The organism is Ruminococcus sp. XPD3002 (assembly GCA_900119535.1).
GTDB classification, from domain to species: domain Bacteria; phylum Bacillota; class Clostridia; order Oscillospirales; family Ruminococcaceae; genus Ruminococcus; species Ruminococcus flavefaciens_H.
The window spans coordinates 1-22,364 of the sequence record FPJT01000028.1 but is presented as its reverse complement, the minus strand read 5'-3'; the positions used below and the strand labels follow the sequence as shown (position 1 = coordinate 22,364).

28 protein-coding genes are annotated in these 22,364 nt (G+C 43.0%); 12 read left to right on the top strand and 16 right to left on the bottom strand.

What is annotated here, in order from left to right; translation table 11 throughout:
- Positions 1 to 458: 458 nt before the first annotated feature.
- Both BT127_RS15695 and BT127_RS15690 read right to left on the bottom strand, forming a co-directional pair.
- Positions 459 to 761, bottom strand: coding sequence for a hypothetical protein (locus BT127_RS15695; protein ID WP_075425902.1), 303 nt, complete (start codon positions 759 to 761; stop codon positions 459 to 461).
- A gap of 80 nt (positions 762 to 841) precedes the next feature.
- Entirely contained in the window at positions 842 to 1,054 is a 213-nt protein-coding gene (locus BT127_RS15690) for a hypothetical protein (RefSeq protein ID WP_075425901.1), read from the bottom strand.
- On the opposite strand from BT127_RS15690, the gene BT127_RS15685 reads away from it, so the two are divergent.
- From BT127_RS15685 to pdxR, 5 genes are all read left to right on the top strand, one after another.
- Positions 1,053 to 2,243 carry a recombinase family protein gene (locus tag BT127_RS15685; RefSeq protein ID WP_075425900.1) on the top strand — a complete coding sequence of 397 codons (1,191 nt, stop codon included), beginning with the start codon at positions 1,053 to 1,055 and terminating at the stop codon, positions 2,241 to 2,243. The genes BT127_RS15690 and BT127_RS15685 overlap by 2 nt on opposite strands.
- Positions 2,244 to 2,433: 190 nt before the next feature.
- Positions 2,434 to 2,724, top strand: a complete 291-nt coding sequence (locus BT127_RS15680) for a hypothetical protein (RefSeq protein WP_075425899.1) — start codon at positions 2,434 to 2,436, stop codon at positions 2,722 to 2,724.
- Positions 2,725 to 2,875: 151 nt separating this feature from the next.
- Positions 2,876 to 3,748 (top strand): pyridoxal 5'-phosphate synthase lyase subunit PdxS, encoded by an 873-nt coding sequence (pdxS, locus tag BT127_RS15675; protein WP_075425898.1) that lies wholly within the window; start codon positions 2,876 to 2,878, stop codon positions 3,746 to 3,748.
- On the top strand, positions 3,748 to 4,314 hold the full coding sequence (pdxT, locus tag BT127_RS15670) for a pyridoxal 5'-phosphate synthase glutaminase subunit PdxT (protein ID WP_075425897.1): 567 nt from the start codon (positions 3,748 to 3,750) through the stop codon (positions 4,312 to 4,314). The genes pdxS and pdxT overlap by 1 nt, the downstream gene beginning before the upstream one ends.
- 41 nt (positions 4,315 to 4,355) lie before the next feature.
- Entirely contained in the window at positions 4,356 to 5,426 is a 1,071-nt protein-coding gene (gene pdxR, locus BT127_RS15665; RefSeq protein WP_019679676.1) for a MocR-like pyridoxine biosynthesis transcription factor PdxR, read from the top strand.
- 231 nt (positions 5,427 to 5,657) lie between these two features.
- Here pdxR and BT127_RS15660 read toward each other — a convergent pair whose 3' ends face one another.
- From BT127_RS15660 to BT127_RS15615, 10 genes are all read right to left on the bottom strand, one after another.
- Positions 5,658 to 6,317: an SMI1/KNR4 family protein gene (locus tag BT127_RS15660; protein WP_075425896.1), complete on the bottom strand. Its 660-nt coding sequence runs from the start codon at positions 6,315 to 6,317 to the stop codon at positions 5,658 to 5,660.
- Positions 6,318 to 6,382: 65 nt separating this feature from the next.
- Positions 6,383 to 6,892: a hypothetical protein gene (locus BT127_RS15655; RefSeq protein WP_075425895.1), complete on the bottom strand. Its 510-nt coding sequence runs from the start codon at positions 6,890 to 6,892 to the stop codon at positions 6,383 to 6,385.
- A 496-nt stretch (positions 6,893 to 7,388) separates the two neighbouring features.
- Complete coding sequence (locus BT127_RS15650; protein ID WP_175541992.1) at positions 7,389 to 7,988, bottom strand: leucine-rich repeat domain-containing protein; 600 nt, start codon at positions 7,986 to 7,988, stop codon at positions 7,389 to 7,391.
- Positions 7,989 to 8,044: 56 nt separating this feature from the next.
- A complete protein-coding gene (locus BT127_RS15645; protein WP_075425893.1) occupies positions 8,045 to 8,530 on the bottom strand; it encodes a hypothetical protein in 486 nt (161 codons plus the stop codon).
- Positions 8,531 to 8,589: 59 nt separating this feature from the next.
- Complete coding sequence (locus BT127_RS15640; RefSeq protein ID WP_075425892.1) at positions 8,590 to 9,051, bottom strand: hypothetical protein; 462 nt, start codon at positions 9,049 to 9,051, stop codon at positions 8,590 to 8,592.
- Positions 9,052 to 9,830: 779 nt separating this feature from the next.
- Positions 9,831 to 10,652, bottom strand: a complete 822-nt coding sequence (locus BT127_RS15635) for a DUF4276 family protein (protein WP_075425891.1) — start codon at positions 10,650 to 10,652, stop codon at positions 9,831 to 9,833.
- Between the two features lie 15 nt (positions 10,653 to 10,667).
- Positions 10,668 to 11,828 (bottom strand): AAA family ATPase, encoded by a 1,161-nt coding sequence (locus tag BT127_RS15630; RefSeq protein ID WP_075425890.1) that lies wholly within the window; start codon positions 11,826 to 11,828, stop codon positions 10,668 to 10,670.
- 348 nt (positions 11,829 to 12,176) lie between these two features.
- Positions 12,177 to 13,379, bottom strand: coding sequence for an AAA family ATPase (locus BT127_RS15625; RefSeq protein ID WP_075425889.1), 1,203 nt, complete (start codon positions 13,377 to 13,379; stop codon positions 12,177 to 12,179).
- Positions 13,380 to 14,090: 711 nt separating this feature from the next.
- Positions 14,091 to 14,315 carry an SHOCT domain-containing protein gene (locus BT127_RS17295; protein ID WP_075425888.1) on the bottom strand — a complete coding sequence of 75 codons (225 nt, stop codon included), beginning with the start codon at positions 14,313 to 14,315 and terminating at the stop codon, positions 14,091 to 14,093.
- 378 nt (positions 14,316 to 14,693) lie between these two features.
- Positions 14,694 to 15,164: an SMI1/KNR4 family protein gene (locus BT127_RS15615; RefSeq protein WP_075425887.1), complete on the bottom strand. Its 471-nt coding sequence runs from the start codon at positions 15,162 to 15,164 to the stop codon at positions 14,694 to 14,696.
- Positions 15,165 to 15,404: 240 nt separating this feature from the next.
- On the opposite strand from BT127_RS15615, the gene BT127_RS15610 reads away from it, so the two are divergent.
- The 5 genes from BT127_RS15610 to BT127_RS16610 all read left to right on the top strand — a co-directional run bounded on the left by BT127_RS15610 (position 15,405) and on the right by BT127_RS16610 (position 18,638).
- Complete coding sequence (locus BT127_RS15610) at positions 15,405 to 15,635, top strand: DUF6809 family protein (RefSeq protein ID WP_075425886.1); 231 nt, start codon at positions 15,405 to 15,407, stop codon at positions 15,633 to 15,635.
- A gap of 177 nt (positions 15,636 to 15,812) precedes the next feature.
- Positions 15,813 to 16,319, top strand: a complete 507-nt coding sequence (locus BT127_RS15605; RefSeq protein WP_075425885.1) for a helix-turn-helix domain-containing protein — start codon at positions 15,813 to 15,815, stop codon at positions 16,317 to 16,319.
- Complete coding sequence (locus tag BT127_RS16380; protein WP_207647515.1) at positions 16,316 to 17,074, top strand: CPBP family intramembrane glutamic endopeptidase; 759 nt, start codon at positions 16,316 to 16,318, stop codon at positions 17,072 to 17,074. The genes BT127_RS15605 and BT127_RS16380 overlap by 4 nt, the downstream gene beginning before the upstream one ends.
- 10 nt (positions 17,075 to 17,084) lie before the next feature.
- A complete protein-coding gene (locus BT127_RS15595) occupies positions 17,085 to 18,038 on the top strand; it encodes an alpha/beta hydrolase (protein ID WP_075425884.1) in 954 nt (317 codons plus the stop codon).
- Between the two features lie 39 nt (positions 18,039 to 18,077).
- The gene (locus tag BT127_RS16610; protein WP_318257299.1) at positions 18,078 to 18,638 is read left to right on the top strand and encodes an alpha/beta hydrolase; all 561 of its coding nucleotides are present in this window, start codon (positions 18,078 to 18,080) and stop codon (positions 18,636 to 18,638) included.
- A 416-nt stretch (positions 18,639 to 19,054) separates the two neighbouring features.
- Here BT127_RS16610 and BT127_RS15585 read toward each other — a convergent pair whose 3' ends face one another.
- The gene (locus tag BT127_RS15585) at positions 19,055 to 19,648 is read right to left on the bottom strand and encodes a recombinase family protein (protein ID WP_075425883.1); all 594 of its coding nucleotides are present in this window, start codon (positions 19,646 to 19,648) and stop codon (positions 19,055 to 19,057) included.
- A 229-nt stretch (positions 19,649 to 19,877) separates the two neighbouring features.
- Between BT127_RS15585 and BT127_RS15580 the strand changes: the two genes are divergently transcribed.
- Complete coding sequence (locus tag BT127_RS15580; protein ID WP_075425903.1) at positions 19,878 to 20,603, top strand: alpha/beta fold hydrolase; 726 nt, start codon at positions 19,878 to 19,880, stop codon at positions 20,601 to 20,603.
- A gap of 50 nt (positions 20,604 to 20,653) precedes the next feature.
- Here BT127_RS15580 and BT127_RS17010 read toward each other — a convergent pair whose 3' ends face one another.
- Positions 20,654 to 20,812 (bottom strand): hypothetical protein, encoded by a 159-nt coding sequence (locus BT127_RS17010; RefSeq protein WP_175541991.1) that lies wholly within the window; start codon positions 20,810 to 20,812, stop codon positions 20,654 to 20,656.
- A 219-nt stretch (positions 20,813 to 21,031) separates the two neighbouring features.
- Positions 21,032 to 21,235, bottom strand: coding sequence for a hypothetical protein (locus BT127_RS17005; protein WP_207647514.1), 204 nt, complete (start codon positions 21,233 to 21,235; stop codon positions 21,032 to 21,034).
- Positions 21,236 to 21,417: 182 nt separating this feature from the next.
- Between BT127_RS17005 and BT127_RS15575 the strand changes: the two genes are divergently transcribed.
- Entirely contained in the window at positions 21,418 to 21,924 is a 507-nt protein-coding gene (locus tag BT127_RS15575; RefSeq protein ID WP_075425882.1) for an SUKH-3 domain-containing protein, read from the top strand.
- A 177-nt stretch (positions 21,925 to 22,101) separates the two neighbouring features.
- On the opposite strand, the gene BT127_RS15570 is transcribed toward BT127_RS15575, so the two are convergent.
- The coding region (locus tag BT127_RS15570; protein ID WP_318257298.1) for an IS3 family transposase at positions 22,102 to 22,364 on the bottom strand (263 nt) is incomplete at its 5' end.

Genomic DNA, 22,364 nt, shown 5'->3' with positions numbered 1-22,364 from the left:
GTGGCTGACATGATCAGTGTCGCAGCCTTTGATGAAATAGATTTTCTCATAGCTTGACCTCCTCATCAAGGTATTGTGAGAAATCCGCAAGTAATATGCGGTGGTTCTCAGATTTGTCCTTTTGAGTTAAGAATTGCCTTGTATGTTATGGTTTGTTACAACGTTTCGAGGCTTGTTAATTCCTCAGATCGTGCTATATTCATTCTTAACTCTATTTTAGCATAATATATGGAGAAATGCAAGGGCTTATCGCCCGTACCAACCGTTGTTTTGCCGCAAGGTCAAAGAGTTTATTTTTCATAATTATACCGTCCTTTATGAGTTTTGAATCAAAGTTACAATGTTCTTTTAGAAATTTCGATTCAAATCAGGCGTGACGATCAGCATTGAAAAGTGAATATGATCCCCCTCATCAGGTAGGAAGTAATGCTCCTTGCCTGGTGAGGGGGATTTTTTGTTTATGTGAAGGCTTTAATTTTATCGCTCAATTCTTCAAGCACTTTGTATGTAAAGTGAACTTGTCCATAGTCTTTTTGAACATCTGTATCATGCTGTAAAGGGTTACAGTGATTCTTGGCATCATATAATTCCTCGATAAAGTCTCTGGGGAGTAGCGTATAATTCTTGCAGACGGTAATGTTGTCATCAAGTTTTTCCTTGATATCTGAGTCGCCCCTCCAGTGGATGATGATGCACTTCACCCCCTTTTCTAAGCCTATGCGGATGTCATGAAGTGCGTAGCCAAATTCACCGCTCTTCATTTGACCATGAGCTTTCTTCAGAATGTCATCAATTTTCTGAAGTTCGTCATTGTAGTAGTCAAAGGATTTTCCGCCGCGATCTAATCCCTCGGAATTATATCCCGACTTGTAGTATCCCTGGCGGTCTTTTCCAGAACGGTCATATCCTTCACTGTCAAAGCCGTTCCCATTATATCCTTCTCGGTCAACCCCAAATCTGTTAAAGCCGGATTTGTCGAAGCCCTCGTGATCATATCCTTCGCAATCGAATCCATCTTTGTCAAAACCTTTTCAATCATATCCGTCATTATCATGAATATCCCCGTGTATTTTGAAAAAGAATCCATTAATACGATGGATACTAGGGGAGAAGTCCTCCTGACGATCATGGCTTCACTGGCGCAGCAAGAATCCGAATCCCTCAGTAAAAATACAAAAATGGGTATCCATTACCGCTTTCAGCAGGGTAAGGTGATGGTCAACGCCCGCAACTTCCTCGGATACGATAAGGACGATAACGGTCACCTGATCATCAACCCGGAACAGGCTGAGATCGTCAAACGCATTTTCAGAGAGTACCTTGAGGGGAAAAGCTGTAAAAAGATCGCGCAGGGCTTAGAGCGTGACGGCATCCTGACCTCCCGCGGAAAGGCAAAATGGCATGATACTTCCATCCGTAAGATACTTGAAAACGAGAAGTATATGGGTGACGCGCTTCTGCAAAAGACCTGCACGGTGGACTTTCTGAATAAAAAGCGGGTAAAGAATACCGGAATGCAGCCACAGTACTATGTCGAGGACGACCATGAAGCAATTATCCCGAAAGAGATATTTCTGATGGTGCAGGAGGAGATGGCACGGCGCAGTGAACAGAACGCTTGCTTCGGCAGACGAAAGGGTTTCAGTGCAAACCACCCGTTCTCAAAAATCGTGTTCTGTGCAGAATGCGGTGAGGAGTATCGCAGGATCCACTGGAACAACCGCGGCAAGAAGTCAGTCGTGTGGCGTTGCCTGACCAGACTGAAGCAGAAGGATCAGTGCCATGCAAGAACGGTCAATGAGGAGACCTTGATTGAAGCATTTCTTGACGCCCTCAATGAGATCGTCGGGAACAGTGACGATTACCTGACAAGGCTGAAAGAAAACCTTGAAACAGCGATCAACGAGGTACACCCGGAAAGTGCCGCAGCACTGGCAGCGAAAATGGCAAAGCTGCAGCAGGAGCTGATCGACCGCACAGAGCACCGTGAGAACTACGATGACATCACCGAGGAAATTCTGCGCCTGCGTGAGCTGCAAGCACAGACTGCAATGGACGACAACGCAAAAACTGAACACAAGAAGCGCATCCGGGAACTGCTGAAATTTATAGAACGGCAGAAGAGCAAGGTCTTGGTATTTGACGGCAGTCTTGTAAAGAAGCTGCTTGAAAAAGTAACTGTGTACGATGACTATCTGGAGTTCCGGTTCAAGTCCGGTGTGACAGTCAGCGTGGAAAAGTGAATATATGATATAATCCCCCTCATCAGGTAGGAAGCTGAGATGCTCCTTGCCTGGTGAGGGGGATTTTTTGGTTTATTCATTCGTTTGGTGCTTCTGTCGGGAATAGCGAGTGATACTTGTTACGATCATAAGAATCAGATCAAGATCAATAATTGTGAATGTAATCAGGACAGAATACGGAAGCCATCAGTTGCAGCAGGAACTGATCGACAGAACGGAGAGCAGACAGAATTATGATGACCTTGTGGAAGAAATACTTCTACTGCGTGAACAGCAGGAGCAGACTAATATGGACGAAGCTGCCAAAGCTGAGCACCGGGACCGTATACAGGCGCTTTGCAGCTTCATTAATTCCCAGCCGCGCACCAGCACGAAGTTTGATGGGACGCTGGTGAGAAAGCTGCTTAAGGATGTAAAGGTATGCGATGTCTTTATCGAGTTTCGTTTTAAGTCAGGGACATCGGTTATTATTGAGAAGTGATTAGATATGAGCAATTCCCGCATCAGGTGATGCGGGTTTTTTATAATTTGACTTTTTTCAACTGGTACGATAAAATAAACGGAAACTGGATATATCCAAATCAGAAACTAACTGCTATAATGATAAAAAACACGAAAGTGAGGAAATTATCATGGAAGACAGATATCAATTAAACAAGGAACTGGCACAAATGCTCAAGGGCGGAGTTATTATGGACGTTACAACACCAGAACAGGCTGTCATTGCGCAGGAAGCAGGTGCATGTGCAGTCATGGCACTTGAACGGATACCGGCTGACATCAGAGCCGCTGGCGGAGTATCAAGAATGAGCGATCCTGCTATGATCCGTTCGATTCAGGAAGCTGTTACGATTCCCGTTATGGCAAAATGCCGTATTGGTCACTTTGTCGAAGCGCAGATACTTGAAGCAATAGAGATCGACTATATCGACGAGAGCGAAGTCCTTTCTCCTGCCGACGATGTTTACCACGTTGATAAGCGGCAGTTCAAAGTACCGTTCGTCTGCGGTGCGAGAGATCTCGGAGAAGCTCTGCGCCGTATTGCCGAGGGTGCTTCGATGATACGCACTAAGGGTGAACCGGGCACGGGCGATATCGTGCAGGCCGTCAGACATATGAGAATGATGAATTCGCAGATACGCCACGCAGTATCTCTCAGTGAGGATGAACTGTATGAAGAAGCAAAGAAGCTGCAGGTGCCGTATGATCTGCTGAAACAAGTCCATGACAGCGGCAGGCTTCCCGTTGTTAATTTTGCGGCAGGCGGCGTGGCAACTCCTGCTGATGCAGCCCTTATGATGCAGCTCGGAGCAGATGGCGTGTTCGTCGGTTCGGGTATATTCAAATCAGGCGATCCCGTAAAACGTGCTTCAGCAATCGTTCAGGCTGTGACCAACTATACAGACGCAAAACTGATAGCAGAGCTTTCATCAGGACTTGGCGAAGCAATGGTCGGCATCAATGAACAGGAAATAAAGCTCATCATGGAAGAAAGGGGCAAATAATGCGTATCGGTGTTCTTGCCCTTCAGGGAGCATTTGCAGAGCATATATCCAAGCTGAAACAGATAAATGTTGAAGCATTTGAGATCCGTCAGCTAAAAGACCTAAGCGGACATTTTGACGGTCTGATTCTCCCCGGCGGTGAAAGTACAGCTATGCGAAAGCTGTTAGGTGATCTCTCTCTGTATGAACCGCTGAAAGAAATAATACAGAATGGCTTGCCTGTTTTCGGGACCTGCGCCGGTATGATATTGCTTGCCAAAGAAATAGAGGGAGAGGAACCTTGCTTCGGAACGCTCGATATAACCGTAAAACGGAACGCTTACGGCAGACAGCTCGGCAGTTTTCGCTGTGTTGATGAGTTTGCAGGAAAAGAAATTGAAATGCCGTTTATCCGTGCGCCCTATGCAGAACGTGTTGGAGAGGGTGTGAACGTGCTTTCCAGAATCAAAGGAAAAATAGTTGCTGTACAGCAGGATAATCAGCTTGCGACAGCCTTCCACCCTGAACTTACCAATGATACGTCTGTATACGAATATTTCATCAAAATGGTTGAAAACCGCCGGTAAAAGTAGTATAATCAAGGAAAAAGAACAAAGGGGTGCAGAGAATGTACATTGAGATAGACCACAGCAGCACTATCTGTGCCTATATGCAGATATATCAGGAATTGCGAAGCCGTATCATCTCGGGAGCATTTGTATACGGTGCGAAACTCCCGTCAAAGCGTGTGCTTGCAAAGGAATGTCTTGTCAGCATTATAACAGTTGAACACGCATATCAGCTATTATGCGATGAAGGCTACTGCCGGATGAAACCGAGAAGCGGCTGTTATGTTAAGTATTGCCCGGATAACTTCTTTCCCGTATCTGACCGGCAAATGAATTCCATAATACCTGCAAATCCGGCTGTTCTCCATAATGACAATATTCCTTTTTCAACTGTATCTTCAATGCTTAGAAAAGTTATTCTCGATCGCGGCGAAAGAATACTCATGAGATCGCCTATGGGCGGCTGTACTGAGCTTCGTGACGCAATATGCCGTTACCTCGCAAGATGCCGCAACATAAACGTATCAAGCGAACAGATAATCATTGGTTCGGGTGCGGAATATCTGTACGGTCTTTGCATTCAGATGCTCGGCAGAGATAATATGATAGCTTTGGAATCTCCCTCGTATGAGAAGATACGTGCGGTGTATACCGCAAACGGCGCTGTCTGCGATATGCTCGAAATGGACAGCGAGGGTATCCGTACCGATGAGCTTGAACGCACACAGGCAAAGATACTCCATGTTACGCCGTTTAACAGCTTTCCGAGCCTTATAACTGCATCTGCTGAACGCAGACATTATTATCTTGAATGGGCTTCTCATAGAAATGCGGTGATCATCGAAGACGACTACGACTCGGAATTTACTCTGAACGGAAAAGCACCACAGACGCTTTTCGCTCAAACGACTGACGAGAACGTGATCTATATCAACACCTTTTCCAAAACGATAGCCCCATCGCTGAGAGCAGGATATATGGTTCTTCCTAAGAAATATCTGACATTGTACAATGATAGAGTAGGCTTTTATTCCTGTACTGTACCTATGCTGGAACAGTTTTTCCTTGCTGAATGGCTTGACAGCGGAGAGTTTGAACGCACGATCAGCCGCATAAGGAATAAAACATGATGAGATTGATTTCTGAGAAATCCAATGTCAGCATATAACCAGGACACGCAAAGAAAGCTTTGCCTATTCCTTAAGCGAATGTATTCCGCGTGACTTCATCGTCTGCCCAGAGGAAGCAGTCGCGCTCGCCCCATTCATACCAGTATTTGAATCTGTATTTTGCCATTTCGTTTTTTCCTTTCTGGATAGAACTGCCTGTATCACTTGTGATTCTGCGGTGCGGAGCTGCTTTTATTCATAGTGAAAGTCAATCAGCTTTCTAAAGGTTTTCGCATTTTCACAATCAGGATCAATGCCATTCTTGCTGTCGGATATAAACGGCGCAATCTGCCAGTCTTCCATTCCACAGCCACCGGACATAACGAGGTTCATTAGGAAAGTATCGAAGTCTTTTCCAAGTATTATGCCGTTACTGTCATCACCTTCATGGCTCAGATACACAACAGGTGGATTATCAGGATTTGAACCGATATCCAGGGAAATAATATCTCCGTTTCCAACATCGATCATTCCGAGTTTGTGATGCCACACTTTATCGTATTCATCGTCTTCATTCGGGAAACATTCTGAAACCCAATCTCTTCGTATCATCTCGTTGCTTTCAACTTCCTCCAAAGAAATTACATAATGTGCAGAAAATAGCTCTCTCAATTCTTTCGGCAAAGAGTCACTGAATTCTTCCGGAAGAAACGCATTCATTTCAAAACACTGAGAGAAATTCAGAAAGAAGTTTCTAAGCTGCTTGGGTAGGGTCATACCAATACGTTCTTCAACGGCTTTGATGCTCACCTCATTTGCACACGGTTCAGCTTTAAAATATGCTTCCTCATTCAATTTTTGATAGCTTTTTATTAGACGTCTGCATAATTGATCAAATTTCTGATAGTCCATATTCTTTCTCCTTTCCGCCTGCCCGCATTACTGTTGATTCAGAGATGCGGGGCTTTTTTCTGCTTTCAGAAGTTGTGCCAGTCGTTAAAGACAAGGGCGTTGTCAAGCTCATCATACGCCCCGCAGGCAACCGCTGCTCCAAAGCCGTCTGTACACTGGAATGAAATCCGTCTGTCGCTGAGGCTCATGCAGTCCGGCTTCAGACTTGCAAGAAACGCATCAAAGCGGAACATCGGATACATTCTCCTCAGTGCGGCTTCGGCATCCGGTTTTTCAATGCTGCCGTCATTCGGGGAACTATTAAATGCGTCCTCCAGCACGGACATTTCGTCTTCGTGTCCGTCATAAAGAGACTCAGGATCCTCTGGCATCTGCTCCGGGACATACAGCCCCTCCGTTTCCCAGAAGGGATAGGCACATGCCTCCAGATCTTCAAAAATCCGCACAAGGAAGTTATCATTAATGCGCTTTTTATTCAACCGCACCTTCTCTTCCCATGCATTGAGATGTGCCGTCAGGAATGCGGCAATGTCATCATCGGAGCAGGTTTTTGTGTCCAGAGCCGCACTTGCCATTTTCCATTTGCGCACCTCTGCGGGGGGGGCGGAGAATAAGGATTTCGTCATCATGATAGATGCCCATATATCCGAAATCAAAAGAACCATGAATGACGAATTTACCATCTTTAATTGTTACAGTAACCATATTTATGTCCTTTCTATGCGGAAACTTTTACACGCACTCAACCCTATCACTCAATCGCAATTTTTGACTAGTGAGATCTTTCCCTGTTTTTCGGGCTTTTTAACAAGTGACAGCATTTCTGCACACTTAAAAGTTACAAACAGCAGTTTTAAGCACAAAAAATCGAGTGCTAAAAACTACTGTTTTGGTTAGTGAGTGCGCCGAAATGCTGTCTGTATCTCTGCAGGTGATATTACGTGTTCCCACATACAGAAATTGAGTGCTTAATTTGGTTGTTTTCGGAACGGTAAAATGCCAATTATCCGCGATAAATCGGCATTTTAGGATTTCTGCCTTGACATCACCGGCGATTCAGTGGTGCGGGGATTACTCCATGCCGTGCGCTCTGCCGAACGGCGTATCCAGAAACGCACCGTTATGAGGGATTTCGACCGGGTAGGGACCGCCTGACATTGGATGCTGATACACGATCTCCTCTCTGTATGACCGTGCAATCTTCACATCAGCGGGCAGGCTGACATCGGTCAGCGAAGCGCAGCACCGAAACGCACCCGCACTGATCGTGCCGACGCTGTCCGGAATCACAAGCTTCCGGAAACCGCATCCGCAAAAAGCGTCACAGCCAATATACCCAAGCCCCTGCGGAAATGTGATGCTTTCCAGCAAACGGCATCCGGTAAATGCGCTGTCGCCTATGACTTTCAGCGTGGAAGGCAGCGCCACGCGCCGGAGCGCGGTACAGCCGTAAAAAGCCTTGTCCGGAATCTCCGTGATGCCTTCCGGTATCACAACACTTTGCAGATACTGGTTTTTCGCAAATGCATTTTTCCGGATGATGCTCACACAGTCCGGAATCACGACATCCGGCTCTGTTCCCTCGTATCGCTCAAACGAATATACATTTTTCTTCGGCTTATCAATGATATAGCCTCTGTCCCAATAATCGCCAAGTTCCATCGGTGTCATGTGCAGTGCTCCTTTCTGTCTGCCCGCATGACCTGCTATTGCAGCGTGCATGCTGTTTATTCGTCCAGAATGGAAAAGCCGTAATGCTTCTTCGCGTAGTTGTTGAAATCTATGATATTATTCATTCCGTTTTCCAGCGGGACAACATTTCCTCTGAAAAACAGCGTCCCGCGCAGCTCTGACGCATAGCGCTTGATCTGCCGTTTCAGCAGCGGAATAAACAATTCCCTGTCAATCTGAAAAGTCGCACAATGTTTGTCGATCTCAAAGAACATACAGTAGTTAAAAAAATTGTAGAACAGATAGACGTCTGCCGCATCGCCGTTTCCAAGTTTCAGCAATGCCTGCTGAAACACTTCCTTGCAGCCCGGATCATGATACACACAGCCGATCAGAACCATCCGGATATCGACCGGCAGATCGGGCGGCATACTGTCCATCGGCGGGTGTCCGTAATACTGGGAATATTCAATATAGTCACCGCGCAGCAGGCGGTAGACATCATTCACATCATACAGATTGATTTCATGTTTCGGAAGCATGTTTTTTTCCTTTCCGTCGCCCGCATCACCGGCGATTCAGTGGTGCGGTGTTGCCTTAATTAATCCAAAATTGTGAATCCGTATTTATCTTTATAAAGAGTGCTGATTTTGGCGAGCCGCTCCATGCAGTTTTCTTCACTGCCAATCAGGAAAGCCTTTATGTGCATTAGTTCCGCTGCGTTCCGACGAATTCCTTCTTTCAGAAGCGGGATCAGTCTTTCCCTGTCTATAGAAAAACTCGCCGTTTTGTTTTCTTCACAGACTATACAATCCTCAAAATACGCCGCACCAAGAAAAACATCATCAGCATTGCCGGAAAACAATGTCCGCAACGCCTCCTGAAAAAACAGCTTACAGCCTGCATTCCGATAAATATAGTCTCTCAAAACGGCATATGTTTCAGTTGGTACATTTAATTGCTGCGGTTCAAACTGCGATCTGTATTCTCTGGGAAGAGGATAAGTTCCTCTCAATAGCTTCAGAATCTCATTGATATCGAACAGGTTGATGTTTTCTGGCATATGGATTCCTCCTTTTATTGAGAACATTTCCACGCCCTCAACCCTATATATCAATCGCAATTATTGATATGTATCATTTTTGCGATTCTACGAACTTTTCACTCTCTGACAACATTTTGACGCACTACCAAAAGCCAATTATCATTTTGACGCACTAATCTCAGTGTGCAGAAATGTTGTCAGCCGTTTTTAGTGCGTAGATGTCTTTCCGAATACAGCAAAAACCATACCGGGGTTAAGTGTGCAATTTAACTGTATAGCCGAAAACTGCCGTAAAATCGGCGCTTTTACGCCTTATCCCTTGACATCAATACTACGCACTCAACGTGCCCCGGAAGCCTGTGTTGATGTCATGGTGATAACCATATCAAAGCAACGAGAGGTTTGACAATGGGGATTGTAGGTAATCAAACCTCCACCAGCACTTCCCACTGACCGTTTCGCTTACCGTTTTTTCTGCGCAGGACAGACATTCGGAGCTCCTAAGCGAAAATAATCTTCTAAATCATATTCTCAGTCTTGTTACTGAGCAATACTACACCTTCCAGTTTCACAAAATCATATTTGTGATTAGTTCACCTTAAAAACTCCAATTTTGATACAATGCACCCTCTGGACGGTCAGAGGGTGCATTTTTGTTGGGTTAAAAGCTATAGTTTTTAGTGCTCTAAAACAGCGAGTGTTCATGCAGGGGGAGGTTATACAGAGTATGTAAGATATCGAAAAAAAGATAGACATTAATATGACAATAAACTTTTTTACACATTTGCCTTTTACAGTTAAGAATTCGATAGATACGATTGAACGGCTTGCATTAAATCGCTATAGAATTCAGAAAAGCTAGGACATTTTTTCTTATATCTATCCAGATTTGCATGCTCAACAATTACAAGGCATTTTTCGACATGACTTTGATTTCCGCATTTGCATTTTTTCAGTTCTTTTGCAAGTAGTATTTTGGGATGATTTGTTCCTGGTTCTTCTTTTCCCCACAATGTTTCTGGATGCGGGTATTCTGTGATGTTTGGCGTTGATCCTCTTTTGTTTACGGTCGCTATCGCTGCTGAGTCACTTAAAAGCCAATTTTCAAGTATTCTAATGGGAATAGCGACAAAACACTTTTCAAGCGGGACTTCTTCTGCTTCAAATCCTTTTAAAATTTCTCGCTTTGTAGATTCATGCTTTTTCTGTGCTTCATGCGGTGTATTTGAAGCACCAGTTTCTCTATCTGTATCTTTAAACATTCCAACAATGTCAAATGTTTTGCCATCGGATTTTGCCCTTCTGATTAAGCCGGCTGCGACGGCTGTGTGTCCTTCAAAGTGTTGGAATGCTGTATTATCTATTTTTTTACCATTTGCAAATCTTTTTCTTTGACCTGCAATGTGTTTAGGGCGAAATTCTCGAGCTATATCAGCGACGGTGTAACAGATAAAGTGTATATTACCGTTATTATTTTCGGTTGCTGCATGTTCTTGTATTATACGACGGATTATAACTGGGATTGAACCTTCAGTCCAAATATAATCCCCAAGCTTAACATCGTATTCTCCTCTTTCACCAACATCTGTTACGCCTTCGCCACACAGTAATATATTCATGATTCAAAGACCTCTCTATTTATTGTTCATAATATAACAAAACAATGAATCTCTGATTTGTTTATCATTCGTGCTTAATATAGCCTCACCTGGGTACAAGTCTGTTAAGCGTTCTGCAATATCTGAAATATGCTTAATAGAGATAGATGCTAGATAACCTTTTTCATTTCTCGCGGCATACCATATTTCATCTGGACTCGCATAATCCAACAACACTGTACTGTGGGTCGTTATAACAACCTGAATGCCAGAATCTGCCATTTCTTTAAGCATATTGTATAATCCTTCTAAATTCTCTGTATTGATTCCATCCTCAATCTCATCAAGAACAAGAAGGCCGCTATCATTTTGTTCAGAAAAACGAAGGGAAAATAGTGCTGTTAATCGTAGTAATCCATCACTAATTTGTGTGGCTGGGATTGTAATTACACTATCTCCAAATGTTTCCTCAGCAGCAGTTCGAACCCAAGCAGGACCATTGGATTCTGTTTTTATATTGCTCATTGGCAGAAAATATTTCTGGATCTTTTGAATAAGTTGCTTTCTTTGGTCCGGCTTCATCGCTTTTATAAATCCAGAGAGAGAACTACCTTTTCTGCCAATTGTGCTTGCAGGACTTCGATTGGGTTTTCTCATTTCATCAGGTGAAAGAAGATCATAAAAACGGCTTGAGGCAAAGAAATTTCTTATCTGATACAAGACTGGGTATTTTTTATTGTCATCATAATAACGAATATATGACGAGCTTAATGCTAGTTTGCTAAATATCTGGAATTCTTTTTCTCCACTTGCACGAACAGCAACATAACCAGTACGAGTTTCGAGGATTTTTTCCTTATTTACGAATACACTTTCCTGCGACAGAACAAATCTACCACTTTTATTAACAAAGGATACTTCCCAAACAATAATGTCATCATGGTTATCAAACGTGACTTTAGCACTGATAGTTCTTCGACTTGTCAACTTTGAAAGAATATCATTTGCTCGAAAATTGTGATCTGAAAGGTATTTATCAATATCATCTATGCAGGCATAACGTAAAAAGTCAAGTGCTTGGAGAATTGTTGTTTTCCCAACAGAATTATTACCGGCAATTATGGTCATTTTTCCAAAGTTCATTTTAAAATCAACCATTGCTTTAAAGCAATCCATACTTAACTGTTTAATTATCATTATATCACCCTCCGAAAGCAGTTTAATTAAAATATACTGTGATTTCATAATTATAGGCAAAGTGTTTTAGTACTATGTTTTTGCGTTAAACTACTTTTAGATTTTAAATACAGAGTATTATTCATATATATTTTGTGTCATTTTCATTATGATTATAACACAGGCCTTCAAAAAAGTCAATGCGTTGATTGCATATAATTCCAAATCACTATATCTTTCGCTTTTACTGTAAAAAACACATATACTGTTCTTATTGTTCCTGTGAATATGGATTATCTTCATGTACGGCGTGGCTTACGCCAGTGTTTGTTCTCATCGCTCTTTTTCGGAGGTTTATTAGACATTTCATTACCTCCACTCCATCATGTTGCGGAAGTACGGGTCTGCGCCGTAACGTCCTTCCAGATACTGCTTATCATAAGCTGTATTCGGACCGATTCGGTTTCCGTTCTCATCGCGCAGCTCATATAGTGAATAGAGGTCACTTGCCTCGTTATCCTTCTTATAGGCAAACCAGATCTCGTCAGTGCGGAACACAGAGCTCTTCATTGTGGAAATATCATGCGATGTGAAGATAAGCTGTGCCTTATGCTGATTGATCTCCGGATTCTTGAAGAGCATGATCAGGAATCTGAGCAGCTTCGGATGCAGCTTGGCATCCAGCTCATCCCATACAAGCAGCCGTCCCTCTGTAAGGGCAATAATAACAAGCGGCAGAACATTGAACAGCTTCTGTGTGCCATCCGACTCGTCAGACAGATGCAGCTGATATGTGTGATTATTGATGGTATGATCACATAGGATATCTACATGCTCGTCATCCTTCTTCTCGAACTGGATTCCGCTGATCGTAATACCAACATCTACCAGAAACTCCACGAGCTTCTTCTTAGACACCTCGTCTGCTCTCATGACAAGCTGCATCTCCTCGTAGGGATTTACATAATTCTTGATGATGCACATCTCAAACCACTTTGTAGCGATGTTGATAGGCTCGATCTTATAGTTTATTGCAAGGAACGACAGATACGGCATCTGCTCGTTGACCTCTGTGTTGATCGACTGCTTGCGTATGCTTGCGCCCAGCTTGATCTCACCATCGCTTCTCTCAAAGAGCGTGCTGATACGACTGTTCGGTGCAAGCTTTCTGCGGTAAAGATTCTCCTCTACGATTTTGCCCTTCTGAACAGATATCTGATAACGATACTCAAACTCTGCATCCGGGATAAAGAAAATCTCAAACTCTGTGGGTTCTTCCGGCGTCTTCTCGTCAAACAGGAACGGTACACAGTTCATAGTCCGTGCGGTCGTCTGGCCTCTGAACAGAAGAATCGGGGATACCACAAGACTATGCAGACACTTCAGGGCGTCGAGAACATTGGATTTACCTTCGGCGTTTGGGCCGTAAATTGCAGCGACCGGCAGCATTTCCTGCTTGTTTCCGTCTGGAAGCAGGGAATGCTCGAATCCCTGGCTACTCACAGCCTGCATATCCAGGATTGTCTCATCCCTGTAGGACTTATAGTTCTTAAATGTAAACTGGCATAGCATAGCTTACACCTCCTCCACTCTATTATAAGATATTATGCGCTGTTTGTCAAGCTGTATCCTCGATTTTCAGAAAATAATTCTGAAATATGATTATTGAAACTGATATTTGGATTCTTTTTCCTGTTGAAAGCGCTAATTGAGTTCAGCAGTTACTCCAAAGTGCAAATTTTGCACTTTGAAACGGCAGAATTGCACTTTGAAGTAATTACTCACAGAAAAGCACTCTTGAATGGAAGTGGATGAAAAAGCACTACACTCACAGGATGTGTTATGCACTGCCGTCCGACATACTTATATCAAGAATGCCTTATAACGTTTACATGGTGTCAGAAGTAAACTATTCTGCTCTTTCAATTCTGCCACAACTTGTGGCGGATTTGCTTTTGCAGATTTTGCCTCAACTTGGGGCAGATTTTCAATCAGCGATAACAATCATAGAATCACAACATGTACTGCAGATTAATCTTTGAGAACGAAAGCAATTCAGGAAAGATGCTTTCAAGTCTGAACTGAGTCTTTTATAAAAGTGTTGAATCTTATTTCGCAGTAGGACCCATTTGAGAAGCAACGTTTCCGATATGATAGTAAAACAGAAGCATTTCATTATTAACACGTCCCGATGCTTTTATTGTATAAATTTTATCATAATCCACTATCATTGTAAGCTTCTTGCAATCACATAGGAAGGCTTATAGTATTAGTTCCTATATTTCAGATTGTCTCCCTCAATTCAACGTTATTGTCAGAAACGGTCAGCTTGGTTTCCTTTGTGGGTTTGGGGAGCAATTCAACCAGAATTGGTGAGAAAGTACAACGATTCTGTTTAGTAATCTTTTCGTATTCCTCAAACGTGATTAGATTCATATGATATAGCATTTCTGTAATTCTCTGCGCACGATGATAATCTAACTCGTTTATGACCTGTTTTTGCAGCATGGTCACACCTCCTTTTTGTAGTATCCATATTAACTCAAATTGTCCGATTTATCAAGCTTTCCCTGCAATAATCGGATAAAAATTATAGAGAAAAAGCATCTGTTTATTTGGAACAGATTGTTATATCCGTCGAAGGAAATAAGTCCGGGCACCTCGCCGCCTGGGTTATTTAATTCACAGAAATCTGTCATGACAGCAATGCATGATCTGTTTGGAGAGAGTATATTTCCTTCCAAAATAAAAGCTGTGTAAATAATAAGTACAATATCAAGATATAAAAAAATCCCCTCCACCGGTTATCATTACACAGGAGGAGGGGATAGAACACGTATTCATTATCGTATCAATCATAAATGATACTCTACCGAAGCATTTCCTTTATTCTTCGGGGAACATTTCATCGTAAGCTTCCTGCCACTCGTCACCGAAGTCTTCGTCTGCATACATTTCGATACGGGCATACATATCAGTTATCATATCATCAAGCGAATCAAATTCCTCTGTTTTCTGCATCAGATCATCATAAACAAACATCTTTCCACTGTCAGCATTGATAAAATACTCACGAGCAGAAACACTTCCGACAGCTATCATTCTGAATCCCTCTTCGTTTTCTCCTGCTTCTTCAGGCATATACAGACTGAAATCACAATCATCAATTGTAAGTGACGCAGTAAGGCCAAGCCATTCCTTGTATTCATCAGGTATCTGACATCCTGTTTCCTTTTCAAATTCGCTGATCTTTTCAGCAGATGCAGGTCCTTCGGCAGTGTATGTCCACCCAAGAGACTCCATCACCTTACACATTTTCATAATGCTTTCAAACCATTCAGCAGCGCTTACTTTCATAATAAATCTCCTTTTGTGAACATTTTTACCCGGTGATGCCGGATGCACACCTTACCTCAACATTATAACATATCGATCATAAAAAAGCAATATCCAATATCATAAAACTGCCGCCCAGGCCGAACAATTCGTCCTTTCCGTCATTTCATGCTGTTTACGACAGTAGGCATAAAGAAGTTTTCAAGCAAACATTGTAAGACAGATACAGCAAGCTAAATAATTACCGAAAGGGTGCTTACAATGATTGATATGATTTACAACCTCCGTGTGGGGGATATTCACGCTGCCGAGTTTTCGGACGAGTTCAACAGGCTCTGCATACCGTTTGAAGATTCGCTCAGTGAGGAGCAGATTGAAGTGTTCCATAAGCTCCTCGACTGCGTGAGCGATACCGCCGCCGCTGAGATGAGAGCTGCATACAAGGTTGGTTTCAAGGACGGCGTGGCTCTGATGAAAGAGGTTCAGGAGTAAACCTATATACTGATTAAGGAAATGGTCTTATCCCTATGTTTTACGGTGATAAGACTTTTTCAAATCAATAGGCTTCCGCAAATAATTATCAGAGGGTAAATTGTAAACTTTCTGTGAATGGCATTGACTATTATCACTTATGAGAATATAATATATATTAAGAAAGGTGGCGATGCAATGAAACTATCCGATATTATTACAAACCCGATAAGAATGAAGATCATGCAGTTTCTCCAGATCAGGGGCGAAGCAACGACCAAGCAGATATGCGAGGAATTACACGATGTTCCTCAGCCTACGCTCTATCGTCATATCAATTATCTTCTGAAAGAAGAAGTTCTGATTGTCAAGTCGGAACGCAAAGTGCGTGGAAGTCTGGAAAGGCTTTTGACGCTCAACGAGACTAAGTTCACTGAAAATACCGATATAGCTGACAGTGCCTATCAGTTTCTCATGGCACTGTACGGCAGTTTCCAAAGATACAGTGATAAAGAAAATGCTGATCCGTATGCCGATATGCTGTCCCTGCGGACTTATATGCTCACTCTGACCGATGAGAGCTATGCTGACTTTTTTAAGGAGCTTCGGGAAGTCATTGAAAAATACAGCAAACCGCAGGACGGCGGAAAAAGCAGGAGCTTCTCTGTGATCTCCGCACCTGTTACAGAGGAGGGAAAGAAATGACAAAGATCAGAAAGCCCTTGATATTCACATTATGCCTGCTGCCTGTTGCCGCTGTCGGCGGTTGGTTCACGACTCAGATGTCCACAGCGAGTATAGACGAAAAAGCTCTTGAAACAGCGATACAGCAGGTGGGAAGCAAAGAAATGGTCATGCTCATCACGATGATACAGACAGTCATTTATGCTATTGTCTGCGGTTTCTTTGGATATATCGTTGCAGATAAGATCGGTCTTATCCGTCCATTCCGACTTGACAAAAAGAATACTCTCATCACACTGCTTGCAGGAGCGTTATGCGGAATTGTACTGAGTGCTGATGCTTTTACCTTTGCGAAATGGATACCCGAACTGACGAACAGTTATGAGGCGTCCGGAAGATTTGATGTTCCCACATGGATCGCCTCTGTTCTGTACGGCGGTGTCATTGAGGAAGTTATGCTGCGGCTGTTCTTTATGAGCCTGCTCGCACTGATCGGCTGGAAGCTGTTTTGCAGAAAAGAGAATGCTGTTCCCGAAAAGGTGCTTGTTTTCTCTAATATCATCGCTGCTGCATTGTTTGCCGCAGAACACCTGCCTGCAACTATTCAGACATTCGGACATCTGACTCCTATGCTGATATTCAGATGCTTTCTGATGAACGGCGCACTTGGGATCGTGTTCGGCAGGCTCTACCGGAAATACGGCATTCAGTATGCGATGCTTGCACATATGCTGACACATATCATCAGCAGAACGATCTGGCTTATCATTTTTTGAGGTGAACAATATGCAATTCAGAGAAAAGAAAATTACGATTCAGGGCGAATATCCGATCGGGGCAACGATCACTTATGAGGACGAAAGCAGGAAATCTCCTGCCGTTGTCATCATCATGGGAACAGGAAAGCTCGACCGTGACGGAAACGGTTTCGGACTTCATTCCAATATGTATAAGGAATTGGCACATACATTTGCAGAGTGCGGCTATGTATCTGCCCGTTACGACAAGCGCGGCACTCACGGATCGGGCGGCAGTTTCAACAGTGCAGGACTATCAGACCTGACGAATGATGCGATCTCTGTGATCCGTTATCTGAAAAGCCTGCCGTATGTTGATGAAAACAGAATACTCGTCTGCGGACACAGCGAGGGAACGATGATTGCAACTCTTGTAACGGAAAAAGAAGAAACATCAGGACTGATCCTGCTGGGCGGTGCAGGAATGTGCATAAAGGACGCACTTTATTATCAGAACAAACGAATGGCTGAAGAGCTTCCCTCTATAAAAGGATTGACAGGTGCGATCATGCGAAAGAGCTTCGATCTCAATAAACAGCTTGCAACGATTGATGATATGTTCGAGAAAAGCAAGGAAACAAACAAAGAAAAGGTGTATGTCAAGGGCGCAGGTATGCCTGCAAAATGGCTGCGGGAACACGGAGCATATACCTCGGAGGATTTTGCTGAGATCCTGAAAAGATATGGCAAGCCCGTACTTGCGATCACAGGCAAGGCTGATTTTCAGGCAGACTATCACAGACTTGATGCACTTCGGGCAGAAAGCAACATCAGATGCTTTGCCCCCGAAGGACTTACACATATTCTGCGGGTAAATGACGGCGATAACAGTATTCTGAATGTGAAGAAAACATATCGCAGACTCATAAAAGAGCCGCTCGATGCCGGACTGATAAGGACGATAAAAGACTGGCTTGACGGTCTTGTACACTGTGTTTACTGAACAGATAGTATTTCAGTTTGAATAAGGAGCTTATACTCTATGAAAAAAACAAGATCAAAAAAGAAAGCTGCGATGATTGTTCTTTTGAGTGTTATTGTATTTTTGCTCATAGGCTGGTGGGCGTTTTGTGTGATGATGTATAATGAGAATTTTAATGTTCGTGGTGACAGCTACGAACCGCTAAAGCTCAGAACAGAGGATTTCGATTCGTTGGAGTGTAAGGAATATTCCTTTTCCTCTGACAAAGGGCAGAAGTTGGCAGGCTATCTTTACAGTGTTGGCAGCGATCAGCACGGAATCGTAGTCATTGCTCACGGATTCGGAGGCGGGCATAATTCCTATATTGACGCTGCATATTTTTTTGCTGAAAACGGCTATTATGTATTTGCCTACGATGCTACCGGTTGTGATAAAAGCGAAGGTGAAGGCGTAGGCGGTGTTCCGCAGGGTGTGATCGATCTTGACCATGCGATCTCCTTTGCTGAAGATACAAAGATGAGTTTAATGCCGAATTTGACAAATGGCTCGGATCGCTTAATTACGACTACAATGCCGAAGAGAATAAAGAACGCTTTAAGCAGGACAAGGCTAAGTACATAACTGAAAATCTCAATCACAAAAAATGGAGTACACGATTAGATGAAGAATTGTTTATCCGGTCTTTAGAGTTTTATGATTCAGCCATAAAATGATGTTCAACAGAAAACTGCATATCATAATAGAATATGGAAATTGGATTCCATGAATTTCAGTAAACGCACGACTTCTGATGTATCTTAGTGAGCTATTTCAAAAACCATAGCCTAATGGCGCACCTGTTTTCCGTTCCACATAAGTTCGATTAAGCATTGTGGAGCATACCACAACAGGCACAAACCCTATTGAAACGAATAACTGCAAGCTCTCGGAAACGCTCTGTAAGCGTTTCTGAGGGCTTTTTCTTTTAGGTTTCAGTGGTTAGTTTTCCGCTCCGCAGGCTCGGACGGCGCTGTGGGGCTTTTCCGTTCGTCTGACGGTCAAGCTGAGGTCGGCTCGGTGATGCCGTGACGGATTTCATACTCACGCACACGGCGGTAAAAGGTGTTTGCCGACATATCCATTCTCCGCATAAAATCCCTGCCTGTGATGTTCTTTGCTCTCCATTCCCCATAGAGCTGCCCGAATCTCGTCCAGTCGGTGGGGATAGGTTTCCGTCCCGTGTACTTGCCCTGAGCCTTAGCAATCTCAATGCCCTCACGCTGACGCTGTTTGAGCTGCTCACGCTCCAACTGTGAGAGGGCAGCGAACACGGTCAACATGAATTTGCCCGTAGGCGTGTCGGTGTCGATCTTCTCCTTGTGGCTGATAAGGGTAACACCCTTGTCGGTGAGAGTGTCGATGATGTTCAGCAAATCTTTCGTGGAGCGCCCTAAACGGCTGATACTCTCGATGTAGAGCGTGTCACCCTCACGCACATAGTCAAGCATAGCCCTGAGCTGAGGGCGGTCGGTGTTTGCTCCTGACAGCTTCTCAGAGAAGATGCGGTCAACCTTATACTCGCACATGATTTCCTGCTGACGGGCGTTTTCTTGGTGTTCGGTGGAAACTCTGATGTATCCGATTTTGCTCATAGTTGTTGATTCCTTTCTGATGTAAAATATTGTCTTTCTATTGGTTGGCGGTTGACTTATCGGCGGTGATGATGTATAATTACTGATAAGGGCAGGCATACAGCTTGCGTGTTTAAATTGGAATTTAACAAAGGTAATTACTATGGAAGTGAAACCAATGAATGTAGCGTATATAATTCTGAAAATTCTCATGTGGATATTGATAATCCTTTTTTTAGGGGATTTTATAATGCAGACAATCTCTTATTCTTTCTACAAAGGAGATAAAAAGTTAAAGGATACTACTTTTGTTCCGGAAGCAATTCAAATCTCGAATAATTTGTCGGGATATGGTTATAACCTTTCTAAAGACTCCGATCATTTGATATTGTGTTTTGGTGGTTCGATGTATATTGCATATAACACAGTAGGTATGTATTCAGGATATTATGATTGCCCGTTTCTTTCCGTTGATTATTATGGTACGCAAGATAGTAAAGGAAAAATGAATCTACATACAATGCAACAGTCCGCCGAGGAATTATATGATTGGGCAAAAGAGCATTATCCAGATAAGAAAATAATTGTAATGGGACATAGCTACGGCTGCGGTATGGCTGCTTATCTTGCAAGTGTACGTGATTGCAGTAATCTAATTCTACTGTCTGGCTATCGTACAAGTGCAGATATGTATAATAAAATCATTCCGTTTTACTGGGGCTTTTTGCAGGTGTTTATTAAAAATAACATCAGAGTTGACTTATATGCGAAAAATACCACTTGCCCAGTTACGATAATCGGCTCTGACTCTGATACAACTCTTTCTGATGATATACAAAGGAAATTAGCTGACTGTTATCCTGATGCTGAATTAGAAATTTTTCCAAACATCAAGCACGAAGATTATCTGACAACAAATGAAGTAATAGAATTTATAATAGATTCAATAGAAGCAAATCATTCTGATTTATCTTAGCAACTATACATATCCCTATGGCAAGGAGAAACGCTCTCTTTGCCGTTTCTTTATTCAAGCATATTTTTACTTCTGCGTTTCGCCTGTGTCCTCTGACGGCTTTTCTCACGCTCACGCTTCATGTACTGCTCGTTAAGGTACTGGCGCACCTGTCGGGTGTACCGAAATGCCGTGTCATGTTTGAGAAGATATGCCTTGTGTTCGGGCATAATGGCTTTACGCTTATCTTTCAACTGCTTTGATAGTGCTGCAAGCTCGCTCCGCTTGGGTGCTTTGCCGTCAACATAAAAAGCCTTGATATGCTCGGTGTTGTACTTGTCGGCTTCTTCATAAGCGTCGATAGCAGCAGCGTTCTTCTTGCGAAAATGCTTTTGCGTAAACGCTGACCGTTCCTGATATTCCTTGTATGTAGCGGAATTGTCGGAACGCTATTTCATCATTGCAAGAAGCTTATCAATCGCTGTGTACTGTTCTTTCAGCTCGGTAACTTCATCGGTGTAATCTTCGGGCGAATGGATATTGTGCATGAATCCGCCAAACTCGCTTAATGACATGATGCCAACGGCTTCAAGCTCTGCAATGATCTTGTCGCTGTCACGCATCTCGCTCACGCTCCAGCGTGATGCTCTCAATCATCATCGGTGTCAATATTCTAAACTGGCTCGGCGCAGTTATTGCGCAGTCTGGGCGGCAGTTTGATGAAAGTGGGGATTGCTTTTTCGGTGGTGGTATGGTATAATCTATAAGTGAGAGAAATCACTTGGCTTTCACACTTCAATCGAAAACTGCATATAAAGAGAGAATGAGGTACGATATGATAATAAACAATCATCATATAAAACAAGTTCTAATGAAAAGTGGTTGGTATGAAGATCGTGTTATTGATACCTCACAATATATAAAATGGTATCAGAAATATGGATTTGAAATAATAGATGAAGTTGTCAAGTTTTTATCGTCTTTCGGAGGGTTAACTCTACATATTCCATGCTATAGGTATCAAGTCAGGCGCACTAAATACACTATAGACACAAATGAGATAATAATCATAAACCCCAATTACTATATCACTTCTGATTTTTCTGATACAGACATTAAAGAATCTATAGAATATGCAAATGAGATCAGCAGTTTTTTGAGAATGAAAACAATAGTACCTATTGGTCATTCAAAAGATTATGAAGATGAGTATTTTTTAGGTGCGAATACAGAATTGATCGCTGCACATGAAGGAGAAGTAATCTGCTTCGGAACTACTTTTGAAAAATCTTTAGAACGAATAATGACAGACGAATTTACTGATATGAAGTGTATTTGGTAAAAAACTGAATATCCCCACAAGCTGTGTGAGCGAACTCCGCTCCGCAGCTTTTTTTCATTTTCCCCATAACAACTTGACGAACTCGAAAACTCTAATGGCGCACAAAGTTCATGCGCCCTGTGGAATTGTCAAGAAATGTGCAGTCAGAGAATACCCAAAATCTTGGATAGGCAGGAGTCAGGCGGCGTGATGAGCCATCCCAGTTGAAGTTCTTAGTGCCACAGGTGGGAGACCGCCTTCGTTGAAGCTGTTGATCCTTTGTGTGTTGTAGTAGCCGAAGATATAACGGAAGATAACGGTTTTGACTTCTTCACGCTTCATTCGGTATGTAGGTATCTGATACAGTTTTTCTTTTTTCAGCGTGGCAAAGAAGCTCTCCATACGAGCGTTGTCATAGCAGTGAGCAGTACCGCTGAGGCTTTGGATCAGCCCGTTTGTAA

Coding starts and splice junctions, on each gene's coding strand:
- BT127_RS15695 (WP_075425902.1), bottom strand. CDS start 761: ATGAAGAGCGGTGAATTTGGCTACGCACTTCATGACATCCGCATAGGC.
- BT127_RS15685 (WP_075425900.1), top strand. CDS start 1,053: ATGAATATCCCCGTGTATTTTGAAAAAGAATCCATTAATACGATGGAT.
- BT127_RS15690 (WP_075425901.1), bottom strand. CDS start 1,054: ATGATAATGACGGATATGATTGAAAAGGTTTTGACAAAGATGGATTCG.
- pdxS (WP_075425898.1), top strand. CDS start 2,876: ATGGAAGACAGATATCAATTAAACAAGGAACTGGCACAAATGCTCAAG.
- pdxT (WP_075425897.1), top strand. CDS start 3,748: ATGCGTATCGGTGTTCTTGCCCTTCAGGGAGCATTTGCAGAGCATATA.
- pdxR (WP_019679676.1), top strand. CDS start 4,356: ATGTACATTGAGATAGACCACAGCAGCACTATCTGTGCCTATATGCAG.
- BT127_RS15660 (WP_075425896.1), bottom strand. CDS start 6,317: ATGGACTATCAGAAATTTGATCAATTATGCAGACGTCTAATAAAAAGC.
- BT127_RS15655 (WP_075425895.1), bottom strand. CDS start 6,892: ATGGCAAGTGCGGCTCTGGACACAAAAACCTGCTCCGATGATGACATT.
- BT127_RS15650 (WP_175541992.1), bottom strand. CDS start 7,988: ATGACACCGATGGAACTTGGCGATTATTGGGACAGAGGCTATATCATT.
- BT127_RS15645 (WP_075425893.1), bottom strand. CDS start 8,530: ATGCTTCCGAAACATGAAATCAATCTGTATGATGTGAATGATGTCTAC.
- BT127_RS15640 (WP_075425892.1), bottom strand. CDS start 9,051: ATGCCAGAAAACATCAACCTGTTCGATATCAATGAGATTCTGAAGCTA.
- BT127_RS15635 (WP_075425891.1), bottom strand. CDS start 10,652: ATGAATATATTACTGTGTGGCGAAGGCGTAACAGATGTTGGTGAAAGA.
- BT127_RS15630 (WP_075425890.1), bottom strand. CDS start 11,828: ATGATAATTAAACAGTTAAGTATGGATTGCTTTAAAGCAATGGTTGAT.
- BT127_RS15625 (WP_075425889.1), bottom strand. CDS start 13,379: ATGCTATGCCAGTTTACATTTAAGAACTATAAGTCCTACAGGGATGAG.
- BT127_RS17295 (WP_075425888.1), bottom strand. CDS start 14,315: ATGCTGCAAAAACAGGTCATAAACGAGTTAGATTATCATCGTGCGCAG.
- BT127_RS15615 (WP_075425887.1), bottom strand. CDS start 15,164: ATGAAAGTAAGCGCTGCTGAATGGTTTGAAAGCATTATGAAAATGTGT.
- BT127_RS15610 (WP_075425886.1), top strand. CDS start 15,405: ATGATTGATATGATTTACAACCTCCGTGTGGGGGATATTCACGCTGCC.
- BT127_RS15605 (WP_075425885.1), top strand. CDS start 15,813: ATGAAACTATCCGATATTATTACAAACCCGATAAGAATGAAGATCATG.
- BT127_RS16380 (WP_207647515.1), top strand. CDS start 16,316: ATGACAAAGATCAGAAAGCCCTTGATATTCACATTATGCCTGCTGCCT.
- BT127_RS15595 (WP_075425884.1), top strand. CDS start 17,085: ATGCAATTCAGAGAAAAGAAAATTACGATTCAGGGCGAATATCCGATC.
- BT127_RS16610 (WP_318257299.1), top strand. CDS start 18,078: ATGAAAAAAACAAGATCAAAAAAGAAAGCTGCGATGATTGTTCTTTTG.
- BT127_RS15585 (WP_075425883.1), bottom strand. CDS start 19,648: ATGAGCAAAATCGGATACATCAGAGTTTCCACCGAACACCAAGAAAAC.
- BT127_RS15580 (WP_075425903.1), top strand. CDS start 19,878: ATGCAGACAATCTCTTATTCTTTCTACAAAGGAGATAAAAAGTTAAAG.
- BT127_RS17010 (WP_175541991.1), bottom strand. CDS start 20,812: ATGCCCGAACACAAGGCATATCTTCTCAAACATGACACGGCATTTCGG.
- BT127_RS15575 (WP_075425882.1), top strand. CDS start 21,418: ATGATAATAAACAATCATCATATAAAACAAGTTCTAATGAAAAGTGGT.